Below are 13,960 nucleotides of genomic sequence, written 5' to 3' on the forward strand. Positions count from 1 at the left end.
GTGCCGGGAGGGCCGCGCCGGGCCCGCGAGCCGTCCGCCCGGCGCTTCCGGGGCCGGCTGCCTGGTGTTTTCGGGGTCGTGCGGCTGTCGTCTGCGGGGCCGGCTGTCCGGCGCCTTCGGGATCGTCCGCCGGTCGTCTGCGGGGCCGTCCCGCCCGGCGGCCCTCCCCGGCCGGGGAGGCGGGCGCCTGGCAAGCCCCTACGCCCGCCGGCCGCGGTCGCCGAAGCGCCCGGCCAGGTACTCCTCGAACGTCCGCTCGCCGACCGCCCGTTCCGGTGCCAGATGGCCCCCCGTACGGAAGCCCCGGTACGCCTTCCCGGCCAGCGGCACCCGGACCAGTGCCCGCCGCCGCCCCGTCGCCGTCAGATAGGCGCGGGCCAGCGACTCCAGAGTGCGCACCTCGGGGCCGCCCAGGTCGGGGACGCGCCCGGCCGGTTCGCCGGCCGCCAGCTCGGCCAGCCGGTCCGCGACCTCCGCCACCTCGACCGGCTGGTCGGACACCCCGGCCGGCAGCGGCATCACCGGCGGCCTGGACAGCATCCGCAGCACCTCGGTCACCAGCTCGTGGAACTGCGTCGCCCGCAGCACCGTCCAGCCCAGCCCCGACTCCTCGACCAGCCGCTCCACCGCCAGCTTCGCCCGGTAGTAGCCCATCGGGACCCGGTCCACCCCGACGATCGAGATGTACACCAGGTGCCGCGTCCCGGCCCGCCGCGCCGCCGCGATCAGGTTCGCCGCCGCCCGCTCGTCGCCGCCCCGGGGCGTGCTCGCGCAGTGCACGACCGTGTCCACGCCCTCCAGCGCCGCGTCCAGGGCGGGGCCGCCCTCGCGCAGGTCGACGGCGTACGGCTGGGCGCGGCGGCTCAGCACCCGTACCTCGTGGCCCCGTTCGCGCAGCCGCTCGGTGACGAGCCGGCCGAGGGTGCCGGTGCCGCCCGTGACCAGGATCGTGCTCATGCTGCTCAGTCCCTTCGGACGCGGGCACTCCCGGGCGGAGCGCCTCGTCTCCGTGGGACGCACCGGCCGGTGTGGACGTGACATGAGGGGGCGCCGGGCCCCGTGAACCGGCGCCGTACGCGTCCCAGTCTCACCGCGGCGGCACGGTGGCGCAGCCCGGCGCGGGCGGACCGGGGCCGGCGTGGGGAGGCCCCCCGGGGCGTCCACCGGGGCGTCTCCCCACGGGACGCCGCCCGGGACGCGCGGTCAGGCGCGCGCCCCGGGCGGCGTCGTCCTTGGGAGGCCCGGCGGCGGGCAAGGGCCGTCGTCACCGCCGCCGGGCCGGTCGCCTCCCGGAGGCGGGGCGGCCGCGGAGGCAGGCCGGGCCTCCGGACGTCGTGGGGGTTCCGTGCCGCTGAACCTAAAGAGGACTAGACCATTGCGTCAATAGGTATGGACCAAGTCGGGGTGCTGTGAGGCACTCCACACGCATCACCCGCATGGGTGAGCCGTGGTCGTGGCACACTGAGCCTGTACCAGAAGCAGCGCACTCCGGGGTCGGTGAAAGTCCGAACCGGCGGTTACAGTCCGCGACCCGGTCGCCTCCAGCGATCGGTTGACCAGGTGAAACTCCTGGACCGACGGTTAAAGTCCGGATGGGAGGCAGTGCGCGGCGAGCGGGCCCTCGTGCGCGCCGCCGAGTCCGGGACGTCCGTCGCAGACGGGTCCCGTCCGGTGTCGCCCGGGTGTTCTGTTCGTTCTCTCTGTCGTTCCCGACAGCCCCGGAGTCCGTGCCCGAAGAGGCAGGAGGACCCGGGAAGTGTTCACCGGAATCGTCGAAGAGCTGGGCGAGATCACCGCCGTCGAGACCCTCGACGACGCCTGTCGCTTCCGCCTGCGCGGCCCCGTCGTCACCCAGGGCGCCGCCCACGGCGACTCCATCGCCGTCAACGGCGTGTGCCTGACCGTCGTCGACCACGAGGGCGACGAGTTCACCGCCGACGTGATGGCCGAGACCCTGAACCGCTCCAGCCTCGGCGCCCTCGCCGTCGGCTCCCGGGTCAACCTCGAACGCCCCACCGCCGTCGGCGCCCGCCTCGGCGGCCACATCGTGCAGGGCCACGTCGACGGCACCGGCGAGATCCTGGAGCGCGAGCCGTCCGAACACTGGGAGATCGTGAAGATCTCCCTGCCCGCCGGCCTCGCGCGCTACGTCGTCGAGAAGGGCTCCATCACCGTCGACGGCATCAGCCTCACCGTCGTCGAGGCCGGCCCCGACTTCTTCACCGTGAGCCTCATCCCCACCACCCTCGCCCTGACCACGCTCGGCCTGAAGCAGCCCGGCGACCCGGTCAACCTCGAGGTCGACATCATCGCCAAGTACGTCGAGCGGCTCCTCGCCGGACAGGGGGACCCGCGGTGAACTGGCTCAACTCCGAGGCGTTCACGCTGTTCGACCAGCACATCAAGTGGTCGGACATGATCGGCAACGTGATCGGTCTGGCCGCCCTCGCCCTCGGCTGGCGGCGCTCGGTGTGGACCTGGCCCGCCCAGTTCCTCTCCGGCGTCATCCTCTTCACGGCCTTCGCCACCGCGCACCTCTCCGGCAGCGCGGGCAAGCAGATCGTCGTCATGGTCGTCGCCGCCTTCGGCTGGCGGGCCTGGACCCGGGGCCGCCGCCAGGCGCAGGACGGCTCCATCGCCGTCCGCTTCGCCACCTGGCGCGAGCGCGGCGCGCTGCTTGCCGGCGCCGCCCTCGGCACCCTCGCCGTCGGCGGCCTGTTCACCGCGGTCCCGGCCCTGTCCTGGGACCCCTGGCCGGACGCGTACATCTTCGTCGGCACCATCGTCGCCATGTACGCCCAGGCCCGCGGCATGGTCGAGTTCTGGTTCGCCTGGCTGCTGGTCGACCTGGTCGGCGTGCCGCTGAACTTCGCCAACGGCTTCGCGTTCTCCGGCTTCGTCTACATCCTGTACGGCGCACTCGTCCTGTGGGGCATGCGCGACTGGTGGCTGCGCTCCCGCGAGGTCGCGCGGCCCGTCCCGGAAGGAGTGCCCGCATGAACGCCATCCCCGCGCTCGACGGCCCCGACGGCTTCGACGACCTGCGGCTCGACCCGATCGAGCAGGCCGTCGCCGACATCGCCGCCGGCCGCCCGGTGGTCGTCGTCGACGACGAGGACCGCGAGAACGAGGGCGACCTCGTCATCGCCGCCGAGAAGGCGACCGAGGAGATCGTCGCCTTCATGATGAGCGAGTGCCGCGGCCTGATCTGCGCCCCCATGGAGGGCGAGGAACTGGACCGGCTCCGGCTGCCGCAGATGGTCGAGGACAACACCGAGTCCATGCGGACCGCGTTCACCGTCTCGGTCGACGCCTCCGCCGCCCACGGCGTGACCACCGGCATCTCCGCCGGCGACCGCGCCGCCACCCTGCGGCTCCTGGCCGGCGGCACCGCCCGCCCGGACGACCTGGTCCGCCCCGGGCACGTCTTCCCGCTGCGCGCCCGCCCCGGCGGCGTCCTCGCCCGCGACGGCCACACCGAGGCCGCCGTCGACCTCGCCCGCCTCGCGGGACTGCGCCCGGCCGGGGCCATCGTCGAGATCGCCGGGGAGGACGGCCGCATGCTGCGGCTGCCCGAACTCGTCCCCTTCGCCCGCAAGCACGGCCTGACGATCATCTCCATCGAGGACCTGATCGCCTACCGCCGCGCCGCCGACCCCACCGTGCGCCGCGAGGCGGAGGTCAGCCTGCCCACCCGGCACGGCGCGTTCACGGCGTACGGCTACCGCTCCACCGTCGACGGCGTCGAGCACGTCGCCCTCGTCCACGGCGACCTCGGCGACGGCCGCGACGTCCTGGTCCGGCTCCACTCCGAATGCCTGACCGGCGACGTCTTCGGCTCCCAGCGCTGCGACTGCGGGCCCCAGCTCGACGCCTCCCTCGACCGCATCCGGTCCGAGGGGCGCGGCGTCGTGGTCTACCTGCGCGGACACGAGGGCCGCGGCATCGGCCTGATGTCCAAACTGCGCGCCTACGAACTCCAGGAGCGCGGCCGGGACACCCTCGACGCCAACCTCGAACTCGGCCTGCCCGCCGACGCCCGCGACTACGGGGCCGGCGCGCGGATCCTGCGTGACCTCGGCGTGGGCACCGTCCGCCTGCTGACCAACAACCCGGACAAGGCCGCCGCCCTCACCCGCCACGGCATCGACGTCACCGAGCGCGTGCCGATGCCCGTGCAGGCCGGCGAGCACAACCTGCGCTACCTGCGCACCAAGCGGGACCGGATGGGCCACGACCTGCCCTGGCTGGACACGGTCCCCGCGGCCACCTGCACCGACCAGTGACCGGCCACCCACCGGCCCACCACCGACCGACCGACCGCCGAGCGGCACAGCACCGAGGAGACACGAGAACGTGAGCGGCAAGGGCGCACCCGAACTGTCCGTACGCGACGTGGGGGACCTGCGGGTCGCCGTCGTCGCCGCCCAGTGGCACGTCACCGTGATGGACGGACTCGTGGACGGCGCCCTGCGCGCCCTGCACGAGCTGGGCATCGACGAGCCGACCCTGCTGCGGGTCCCCGGCAGTTTCGAACTGCCCGTCGTCGCCAAGGTCCTCGCCGGCCGCGGCTACGACGCCGTCGTCGCCCTCGGCGTCGTCATCCGCGGCGGCACCCCGCACTTCGACTACGTGTGCCAGGGCGTCACCCAGGGCCTCACCCAGGTCTCCGTCGACACCGGCGTCCCCATCGGCTTCGGCGTGCTCACCTGTGACACCGAGGAACAGGCCCTGGACCGCGCCGGACTGGACGGCTCCAGCGAGGACAAGGGGCACGAGGCGGTGACCGCCGCCGTGGCCACGGCGGCCACCCTGCGTTCGGTATCCGAACCGTGGCGGCAGACCGGCCGGCACACCGCGTAAAGTGGGCGCCACCATGTCCAAGAAGACGTTCGAGGAGCTGTTCGCCGAGCTCCAGCACAAGGCCGCCCACGGGGACCCCGCCACCTCCCGCACCGCCGAGCTGGTGGACAAGGGGGTCCACGCCATCGGCAAGAAGGTCGTCGAGGAGGCCGCCGAGGTCTGGATGGCCGCCGAGTACGAGGGCAAGGAGGCGGCGGCGGAGGAGATCTCGCAGCTCCTCTACCACGTCCAGGTGATGATGGTCGCCCGCGGCATCTCCCTGGACGACGTCTACGCCCACCTCTGACCGCACCTCCCGCCGGACCCGTACACCCCCTCACGCGAAGGAAGCCGACCTCATGCTGCGCATCGCCGTCCCCAACAAGGGTTCCCTCTCAGGACCTGCGGCGGAGATGCTGCATGAGGCCGGCTACCAGCAGCGGCGCGAGTCCAAGGAACTGCAGATCGTCGACCCCACCAACGAGGTCGAGTTCTTCTACCTCCGCCCCCGCGACATCGCCATCTACGTCTCCTCCGGCCGCCTCGACATCGGCATCACCGGACGGGACCTGCTGGTCGACTCCGGGGCGCGGGCCGAGGAGATCCTCCCGCTCGGCTTCGCCCGCTCCACCTTCCACTACGCCACCAAGCCGGGCACCGCCCGAGGCATCGAGGACCTCGCGGGCATGACGGTCGCCACCTCCTACGAGGGCATCGTCGCCAAGCACTTCGCCGACCACGGCATCGACGCCTCCGTCGTCCACCTCGACGGCGCCGTCGAGACCGCCATCGAACTGGGCGTCGCCGAGGTCATCGCCGACGTCGTCGAGACCGGCACCTCGCTGCGCAACGCCGGCCTGGAGATCATCGGCGAGCCGATCATGACGTCCGAGGCGGTCGTGGTCCGCCGCACCGGCGGCACCGCGGACGAGGACGCCGAACCGAAGGTGCAGCAGTTCCTGCGCCGCCTCCAGGGCGTCCTGGTCGCCCGCACCTACGTGATGATGGACTACGACTGCCGGGTCGAGCAGTTGGAGAAGGCGGTCGCGCTCACCCCCGGCCTGGAGTCCCCGACCGTCTCCCCGCTGCACAACGAGGGCTGGGTCGCCGTCCGCGCCATGGTGCCCTCCAAGAACGCCCAGCGGATCATGGACGACCTGTACGCCATCGGCGCGCGGGCCATCCTCACCACGGCCATCCACGCCTGCCGCCTCTGAGCGCCACCCCCGGAGCCCCACCATGTCGGACACCCCGCAGGACACCACCCCCGTCCTGCCCGTCACCTTCCGGCCCGGCAGCACCCGCGCCGTCCTGATCGTCGTGGCCGCCGTCACCTTCGTGACCATCACCGCGATCGGGCTGCTGCTCAAGGGACTCGGACCGGGCGAGCGGCTCAGCTTCGCGCTGACCGCCCTGCTCCTGTCCGGCGTCCTGCTCCTGCTGGCCCGGCCCAAGGTCGTCGCCGACGAGAGCGGCGTCACCGTCGTCAACCTCACGGCCAAGCGGCGCCTCGAATGGGCGGAGATCCTCCGGGTCAACCTCCGCCCCGGCGACCCCTGGGTCTTCCTCGACCTCAGCGACGGCACCAGCCTGCCCGTGCTCGGCATCCAGCCCGGCATCGCCCGCCGGAGGGCCATCGCCGACGCCCGCGCCCTGCGCGACCTCGCCGAGGCCCACTCCACCGCCACGCCGGACACCCCGCACGCCTGACCGGGCGCCCCCGGTCCCGCCCCGGCGTGCCCGGGGGTGGTCCGGGGGGCGGTTCGGGGCCGTCCGCTCTGCCGCGGGCGGCCCGGTCGTGATTAATCTGGGAACGGAAGCCGCGGTCGTCGCGGTTCCGCCCCTGTCGTTCCGCCCGGTGCGCGGGGGTTCCTGCTACCCGAGGAGTGACTCCCTCCGGCGATGGACGGACCGTCCTGTAGTACCTGCGCCGCCCCCTGCCCACACCCTGCGGACCGTGCCCTCGCGGTGCGGGTCCCGGCGGAGGCGGCGGCATCATGACCACCCCCCTGCTGCTCCTGGCAGCCGCGTCCCTGCTCATCCTCGCCAACGGCTTCTTCGTGGCGGCCGAGTTCGGGCTGGTGACCGTCGAACGGGCGGACGCCGAACGGGCCGCCGCCGCGGGCGACCGGCGTGCCCGCCGGGTCGTCGCCTCCCTGCGCGAGCTGTCCTTCCAGCTCTCCGGCACCCAGCTCGGCATCACCCTCACCTCCCTCGTCGTCGGCATGCTCGCCGAACCGGCGCTCGCCCGGCTGCTGGACGGCCCCTTCGCCGCCCTCGGCGTCCCCGCCGGCGCCGTCCCCGGTGTCTCCGTGGTCGTCGGCATGCTGCTGGCCTCCGCCGTGCAGATGGTCGTCGGCGAGCTGGTGCCGAAGAACTGGGCGGTCTCCCGGCCGCTCCAGGTCGCCCGTTTCGTCGCCGGCCCGCAGCACGCCTTCGCCGGTCTCTTCCGCCCGGTGATCTCCGGCCTCAACACCGTCGCCAACCGCCTCGTCCGCCTCTTCGGCGTCGAGCCCGCCGAGGAGCTGGCCTCCGCCCGCACCCCCGGCGAACTGGTCTCCCTGGCCCGGCACTCGGCCCGCGCCGGAGCCCTGGAACAGGACACCGCCGACCTCTTCGTACGGACCCTGTCCCTCGGCGAGCTGACCGCCCAGCACGTCATGACCCCGCGCGTGCGGGTCAGCGCCCTGCACACCTCGGCCACCGCCGAGGACGTGGTCAACCTGACCCGCGCCACCGGCCTGTCCCGCTTCCCCGTCTACCGGGAGAAGATCGACGAGATCGCCGGCATGGTCCACCTCAAGGACGCCCTCGCCGTCCCCGTCCGCGAACGGCTGCGCACCCCGGCCGGCCGCATCGCCCGCCCGGCCCTGCTGGTCCCGCAGACCCTGCCGGTCCGGCCGCTGCTGGCCCGGCTCCGCACCGAGCAGCCCATCGCGGTCGTCGTCGACGAATACGGTGGCACCGCGGGCGTCGTCACCCTGGAGGACATCGTCGAGGAGGTCGTCGGAGAGGTCCGCGACGAGCACGACGACGCCCTCGGCGAGGCACCCGACCTCGCCGCCGCCCCGGCGGAGGACGGCAGCCCGGCCTGGGACGTCGACGGGAGCTGCCGCGTCGACACCCTCGCACGCATCGGCCTCGACGTGCCCGAGGGGCCCTACGAGACGGTGGCCGGCCTCGTCGCCGACCTGCTCGGCCGCATCCCCGCCGTCGGCGACCGGGTGGAGCTGCCCGGCTGGCGCTTCTGCGTCCGCCGCGTAGGCCACTACCGCGCCGAGCGCATACGCCTGGTGCGCACCGCGCCCGTCCCGGTGCCGGAGGCCGCCCGGTGAGCGCGCTGCAACTCCTCTTCGCCGCCCTGCTGGTCCTCGCCAACGGCTTCTTCGTCGGCGCCGAGTTCGCCCTCGTCTCGGTCCGCCGCAGCCAGATCGAACCCCTCGGCACCGCCCGCGCCCGCCAGGTGCTCCACGGGCTGGAACGGCTGCCGCAGATGATGGCCGCCGCCCAGTTCGGCATCACCGTCTGCTCGCTGACCCTCGGTGCCGTCGCCGAGCCCACCGTCGCCCGGCTGCTGGAGCCGGTCTTCGCGGGGATGCGGCTGCCGCAGGGCCTCGTCCACCCCCTCGGATACGCGATCGCCCTGGCCGCCGTGGTCTTCTGCCACCTGGTCATCGGCGAGATGGTGCCGAAGAACCTGGCGATGGCCGCCCCCGGCAAGGCCGCCCTCTGGCTCGGCCCCGGACTGGTCGCCTTCGCCCGCCTGTGCCGGCCCGTCACCGCCGCCCTCGACGCCTGCGCCCGGGGCGTGCTGCGGCTCTTCCGGGTCGAACCCCGCGACGAGGTGGAGACCGTCTTCACCAGCGAGCAGCTCAACCGGCTGGTGGAGGACGCCGGACAGGCCGGACTCCTCGACGCCGAGGAGCGGGAACGCCTGGGCGACGCCCTGGAACTGGGCACCCACCCGGTCACCGACGTGCTGCTGCCCCGCGAGTCGCTGGTCACGGTCAGCCCCTCGGCCACGCCGGGGGAGATCGTCGCGCTGACCGCCCGCACCGGCTACTCCCGTTTCCCGGTCGCCGAGGGCCGGGGCGCCTTCACGGGCTACCTGCACGTCAAGGACGTCCTCGACCTGGAGGACTCCGACCGGCCCGTCCCGCGGCACCTGTGGCGCCCGATGACGACGCTGCGGCCCGAACTGCCCGTCGACGACGCGCTCACCGTGATGCGCCGGGCCGCCACCCACCTGGCGCAGGTCGCCGACGCCTCCGGCACGGTGCTCGGGCTGGTCGCGCTGGAGGACCTGCTCGAACTGCTGGTCGGCGAGGTCCGCGACCCGGCCCACCGGCAGGCGCCCGGCATCACCCGCGTCACCGTGCGCGAACCGCGCGGCAGCGGCGCCTCGGAGGAGGTGCTCGCCGGCTGACGGGGGCGGGGCCGCGGGACGGCCGCCGGGTCACGGACCCGGCGACTCCTGCGGCCCCCGCCCCGACAGGACCTCCCCGTACGCCTGCATCAGGTCCGGCAGCCGCAGCGTCGCCAGGTCGTCCCGGGTCAGCGTGCCGGGGCAGACCGACAGCCGCAGGTCCCGGTAGGCGCAGCTCTTCTCGTACAACGTGCGCAGGAACCGCCCGTTGCCCAGCTCGTCGATCCACCCCTGGTCGACCACGTGCCCGGAGATCGAGCGCAGCTCCTCCAGCGCCTCCTCGTCCCAGGCGTCGCCGTTCTCGGCGGCGAGCACCTCGCCGATCGCGGTCAGCTCCACCGGCCGGTACGACGGGAAGTCCACCCGGGTGGTGAACCGCGAGGAGAGCCCCGGGTTGGCGGTCAGCAGGCGGTCCATGCCCTCCGGATAGCCGGCCAGGATGACCACCAGGTGGTCCCGGTTGTCCTCCGCCCGCTTCAGCAGCACCTGCAACGCCTCGTCGCCGTACGCGTCGCCCTTGCCGTAGCCGGAGTTGGAGAGCGCGTACGCCTCGTCGACGAAGAGGACGCCGCCGAGCGCCGAGTCGATCAGCTCGTTGGCCTTGACCGCGGTCTGCCCCAGGTACTCGCCGACCAGATCGGCCCGCTGCGCCTCCACCAGGTGGTCGCCGCCGAGCAGACCGAGGGCGTAGAAGACGCGGCCCAGGATGCGGGCGACCGTGGTCTTGCCGGTGCCGGAGGGGCCGGAGAAGACGAAGTGCCGCTTGGGCGGCTGGACCGGCAGCCCCTGACCGGCCCGCAGCCGCGCCATGTTCAACTGAGCCGAGAGCGCCTTGACCTGCCGTTTCACCGGCTCCAGCCCGACCATGCGCTCCAGCTCGGCGAGGGCTTCCTCGAGGAGGGCCGGATCGGTCGGTCCGGTGGGCGGCGAGGGGTCGGGGGTGTCACTCTTCTCCCGCACCGGCGGACCGGGCGGGGGCAGCGGGGCGGTGAAGGGCGGCTCCGGGTCCGACAGCTTCAGGTCGCGGCCCTCGCCGAACAGCGGGTCGAGCCCGTCGAAACCGTCGTACCCGTCCGCCCCCGGCCCGCCGGGCACGAACCCGAGGTCGGCCGGGTCCTCGAAACCGTCGCCCTCGGCGATGGCGGCGAGCCGTGCCGAGGTGTCCATGAAGGCCGGGTCGACCCGGTACACCGCCCGGTACAGCGGCAGGGCGGCGGCGCTGCGGCCGGTGCCCTCGTGCGCCCGCGCCAGCCAGTACCGCAGCTCCTTGCGCTGCGGCTGCTCGCTGCGGCACCGCATCAGCGCCGCCGCCAGCAGCGGCTCGGCCTGCCCGAACATCTCCAGCCGCACCCGTGCCATGCCGCTGAACAGGCCCGCCTCGATGCCGAGGAACCGGTCGTCGAGGAGCGGGTCGGTGTGCCGGACGAGCTGTTCCCAGTCCTTGACCAGGTAGGCGCGGCAGGCGTGCAGGAAGCGGACCTGGGGGTCGGCGTCCACGGGCGGCAGCCCGGCCAGCGCCCGGTCCAGCTCGGGGACGTGGCGGCCGTCCAGCCAGTGGGAGGCGTGCGCGAGCAGCAGGTCCCGCGGGCTCTCCAGTACCGGCTGCACCCACCAGCCCAGCCAGTACCAGGAATTGAGGGTGCGTCGGTGCCGGGCGCGCTGCTCGCCGAAGCGGTTCCGGTGCCGGAACATCCGCAGCAGCGCGGTGGTGGTGTCGACGCGCAGCGCGTGCAGGCCCAGCCAGCCGTCGGCCATGCCGGGGTCGATGCGCACCGCGGTGCGGAACTCCTCCTCGGCCTGCGGGTAGGCGCCCATGGTGTAGGCGTCCACCCCGCGCAGCCAGGCGAGGTCGGCGGGGGCCTGGGGCCCCTGCGTGCCGAAGTCCATGCCGTCCCCCACCAAGCGTGCCCCCGTCGGTTCGTCACCGGACCGCCGCCGGCCGGCGTCTCGGTCCAACCTCGGTGCCAGGCACCGCCGTTGCGCGCGCGACGGTCGCCGACGGCGCACCGAGGGCATGGTACCCGCGGCGGGCCCGCCCGCCGAAGGCGCCGGGGAGGCATGTTTCGCGCGGCGGGGGCGCGCGGGGCGCGCGCACCGCCGTCACCGAGGGTGACCCCCCGGCGCCGCGGAGCAGTCGCCGAGGTGGCCGCGGGCAGAACGAAGCCCCCGGTCACGGGGGAACAACCGGGGGCTTCGTGTCTTCGGGCGGCTCCCTGGGGCCGCTCATGGAGAACGTAAGACCTGTACGACCCCCGGGTCAAGCGGAGTTGAGGCACTCGGGCAAGTTGCCAGAGGGGGATCTTCACAAGTTCAACACACTGCGGACGGCCCGTCACCCTGCGTGAGGGAGAAGGCCGGAGCGCCGGTCGCGGCCGGCCCCGGAAGCACCTCGTAACCCCGCTCGCCCTGCCGCACCAGACCGTGCGCGAAGGGGCGCGAGGGGTCCTCGGCGAAGTGCCGGCGCTCCGCGGGGATCCACCCGTCCCAGAACGTCCGCTGCTCCGCGCCGTCGCGCGCCCGCCCGCGCGCCCACGCCTCCTCGCGCGGCAGTTCCATCCACAACAGCGCGGCCAGCCGGGGGCGCAGGGCGCGGCGGCCCGCGCCGACGCCCTCGACGAGGACCACCGGGGCGGGCGGCAGCGGCCGGGGCGGCCCGAAGCGCCGGGCCCGCCAGTCGTAGGGGCGGTAGTGCGCGGTCCGGCCGTGCCGGAGCGGTTCGAGCACCTGCTCCGCCAGGCGGCCGGTCCAGTCGAAGAGGGCGTCGTGGCTGGCCACGTCGTCCAGCCGGAGCACGGGCGAGCCGTCCAGCGCGGCGGCGAGCCGCCCGGCGAAGGTGGACTTGCCGCTGCCGGCGTGTCCGTCGACGCCGATCAGCCGGACGGGTCCGCAGGAGGGGGGAAGCCGGCGCAGCCGGGTGGCGAGAGCGTGGATGACGGGTCCTGGTCGTACGAAGGTGCGGTCTTACCTCCAAAACTCTACGGCGCCCGGCCCGGGGGCGCGGCGCCCGCCCGACCCGGCCGCCGAGGTCCGGCATCGGGGGGCGCAGTGGCGTGGCGGGCGGGCGCGTGCTGGCCGTGGCGGGCGGGGGCCGCCATAGTGGGCGCACCGCATTTCGCCCACGACCCGAACACCGACCCGAACACCGAAGCGCCGAACCACACACCGAACCGCACCGGACACCTGGGGGAGTTCCGCCCATGAGCAGAGCCCGACAGCCCTCCCGCCGCACCGTCCTGGCCGTCGCCGTGGCCGCCGCCGCGACCGGCGCCGCCCTCCCGGCCGCCGCCGAGGCCGCGCCGGGCGCGGGCGGAGGCCGCGGCCGCGCCCCGGCCCGCCCCGTCGACCACCGTTCCTGGACCACGGTCGGGGACTGGCGCGGCGGGACCGCCCGCGGCACGAGCACGGTCGCCGGCCCCCGGCCCGGCGTACGGATCGGCACCCCCGCCGGCACCACCACGTACACCGACCCGCACACCGGCACGTCGGCGCGCTGGGAGTACGCGACCTGGACCTCGCCCGTCCACCGCCTCGCCGTGCCCGCGACCGAGCTGATCGCCTCCTGGAACGCGCACACCCCGGACGGCACCTGGCTCCAGGTCGAGGCGCAGGGCACGTACACCGACGGCACCCGCACCCCCTGGTACGTGATGGGCCGCTGGGCCTCCGGCGACGCCGACATCCGGCGCACCTCGGTCGACGGGCAGGGCGACGGCCGCAGCACCGTGTGGACCGACACGCTCGCCGTCGACGACGCCTTTGGCGGTGAGCGCCTGGTCGCGCACCGGCTCCGGATCACCCTGCACCGCAGGCCCGGCACGAACGCCACCCCCACCGTCCGGCGGCTGGGCGTGATGGGCTCCGACGTCCCCGACCGCTTCACCGTGCCGGCCTCCACGCCCGGCGCGGCCGGCGAACTGCCCGTGCCGCGCTACTCGCAGGAGATCCACCAGGGCCAGTACCCGGAGTACGACAACGGCGGCGAGGCGTGGTGCAGCCCGACCTCCTCGCAGATGATCGTCGAGTACTGGGGCGGCCGGCTCACCGCCGGGCAACTGGCCTGGGTGGACCCCTCCTACGCCGACCCGCAGGTCTGCCACGCGGCCCGGCACACCTACGACCACCAGTACGAGGGGTGCGGCAACTGGCCCTTCAACGCGGCGTACGCGGCCACCTTCGACGGCATCCAGTCCGTCGTCACCCGCCTCGGCTCCCTCACCGACCTGGAGCGGCTGATCGCGGCCGGCATCCCGGCCATCACCTCCCAGTCCTTCCGGGCCGAGGAACTGACCGGGGCGGGGTACGGCACCGCCGGCCACCTGATGACCGTGATCGGCTTCACCGAGGACGGCGACGTGATCGCCAACGACCCCGCCTCGCCGTCCAACGAGGCGGTGCGCCGCGTCTACCGCAGGCGGGAGTTCGAGAACATCTGGCTGCGGACCAAGCGGTACAACGCCGACGGCAAGGTGGTGTCCGGCACGGGCGGCGTCTGCTACCTCTACTTCCCGGCGCGCCCCACCCCCCGCCAGCGCGAGGCGCTCGACGCGGTGGGCGTGCGCTGACCCGCGCCGCCCCCGGACCGACGGCCCCCGGCGTCTCGCCGGGGGCCGTCGCGGCTGTGAGCAAACTCTCCGCCGCGAAAGCCGCACGCGGTGGCAAGGTGGACGGGGCCACCCGGGGGATTCCGTCCAC

The 13,960-nt window shown here is 74.2% G+C and carries 13 protein-coding genes and 1 riboswitch; of the genes, 10 read left to right on the forward strand and 3 right to left on the reverse strand.

The annotated features are described in order from the left end of the window. Nucleotides 1-198 precede the first annotated feature (198 nt). Nucleotides 199-957: an SDR family oxidoreductase gene (locus VM636_RS25320; RefSeq protein ID WP_030420885.1), complete on the reverse strand. Its 759-nt coding sequence runs from the start codon at nt 955-957 to the stop codon at nt 199-201. Nucleotides 958-1,479: 522 nt separating this feature from the next. Beyond that, nucleotides 1,480-1,610, forward strand: a riboswitch (FMN riboswitch). 146 nt (nt 1,611-1,756) lie between these two features. On the opposite strand from VM636_RS25320, the gene VM636_RS25325 reads away from it, so the two are divergent. The 9 genes from VM636_RS25325 to VM636_RS25365 all read left to right on the forward strand — a co-directional run bounded on the left by VM636_RS25325 (nt 1,757) and on the right by VM636_RS25365 (nt 9,268). Further along, on the forward strand, nt 1,757-2,359 hold the full coding sequence (locus tag VM636_RS25325; protein WP_030420886.1) for a riboflavin synthase: 603 nt from the start codon (nt 1,757-1,759) through the stop codon (nt 2,357-2,359). Beyond that, nucleotides 2,356-3,000 carry a nicotinamide mononucleotide transporter family protein gene (locus tag VM636_RS25330; protein ID WP_030420887.1) on the forward strand — a complete coding sequence of 215 codons (645 nt, stop codon included), beginning with the start codon at nt 2,356-2,358 and terminating at the stop codon, nt 2,998-3,000. The genes VM636_RS25325 and VM636_RS25330 overlap by 4 nt, the downstream gene beginning before the upstream one ends. Beyond that, nucleotides 2,997-4,286, forward strand: a complete 1,290-nt coding sequence (locus VM636_RS25335) for a bifunctional 3,4-dihydroxy-2-butanone-4-phosphate synthase/GTP cyclohydrolase II (protein ID WP_030420888.1) — start codon at nt 2,997-2,999, stop codon at nt 4,284-4,286. The genes VM636_RS25330 and VM636_RS25335 overlap by 4 nt, the downstream gene beginning before the upstream one ends. A gap of 70 nt (nt 4,287-4,356) precedes the next feature. Continuing rightward, entirely contained in the window at nt 4,357-4,863 is a 507-nt protein-coding gene (gene ribH, locus VM636_RS25340) for a 6,7-dimethyl-8-ribityllumazine synthase (protein WP_030420889.1), read from the forward strand. Between the two features lie 13 nt (nt 4,864-4,876). Beyond that, the gene (locus VM636_RS25345; protein ID WP_030420890.1) at nt 4,877-5,149 is read left to right on the forward strand and encodes a phosphoribosyl-ATP diphosphatase; all 273 of its coding nucleotides are present in this window, start codon (nt 4,877-4,879) and stop codon (nt 5,147-5,149) included. Between the two features lie 52 nt (nt 5,150-5,201). Next, nucleotides 5,202-6,059, forward strand: a complete 858-nt coding sequence (hisG, locus tag VM636_RS25350; RefSeq protein ID WP_338485832.1) for an ATP phosphoribosyltransferase — start codon at nt 5,202-5,204, stop codon at nt 6,057-6,059. Nucleotides 6,060-6,081: 22 nt separating this feature from the next. Next, the gene (locus tag VM636_RS25355) at nt 6,082-6,552 is read left to right on the forward strand and encodes a PH domain-containing protein (protein ID WP_030420892.1); all 471 of its coding nucleotides are present in this window, start codon (nt 6,082-6,084) and stop codon (nt 6,550-6,552) included. 287 nt (nt 6,553-6,839) lie between these two features. Continuing rightward, a complete protein-coding gene (locus tag VM636_RS25360; RefSeq protein WP_053913418.1) occupies nt 6,840-8,177 on the forward strand; it encodes a hemolysin family protein in 1,338 nt (445 codons plus the stop codon). Continuing rightward, on the forward strand, nt 8,174-9,268 hold the full coding sequence (locus tag VM636_RS25365) for a hemolysin family protein (protein ID WP_030420894.1): 1,095 nt from the start codon (nt 8,174-8,176) through the stop codon (nt 9,266-9,268). Before VM636_RS25360 ends, VM636_RS25365 begins: the two co-directional genes overlap by 4 nt. A 30-nt stretch (nt 9,269-9,298) precedes the next feature. Here VM636_RS25365 and VM636_RS25370 read toward each other — a convergent pair whose 3' ends face one another. Both VM636_RS25370 and VM636_RS25375 read right to left on the reverse strand, forming a co-directional pair. Further along, on the reverse strand, nt 9,299-11,155 hold the full coding sequence (locus VM636_RS25370; protein WP_338485835.1) for an AAA family ATPase: 1,857 nt from the start codon (nt 11,153-11,155) through the stop codon (nt 9,299-9,301). Nucleotides 11,156-11,578: 423 nt separating this feature from the next. Then, complete coding sequence (locus tag VM636_RS25375; RefSeq protein ID WP_107091340.1) at nt 11,579-12,199, reverse strand: hypothetical protein; 621 nt, start codon at nt 12,197-12,199, stop codon at nt 11,579-11,581. Between the two features lie 266 nt (nt 12,200-12,465). Between VM636_RS25375 and VM636_RS25380 the strand changes: the two genes are divergently transcribed. Continuing rightward, the gene (locus VM636_RS25380; protein WP_030420897.1) at nt 12,466-13,830 is read left to right on the forward strand and encodes a peptidase C39 family protein; all 1,365 of its coding nucleotides are present in this window, start codon (nt 12,466-12,468) and stop codon (nt 13,828-13,830) included. Nucleotides 13,831-13,960 lie beyond the last annotated feature (130 nt).

This window comes from Streptomyces sp. SCSIO 75703 (assembly GCF_036607905.1).
Taxonomy (GTDB): Bacteria; Actinomycetota; Actinomycetes; order Streptomycetales; family Streptomycetaceae; genus Streptomyces.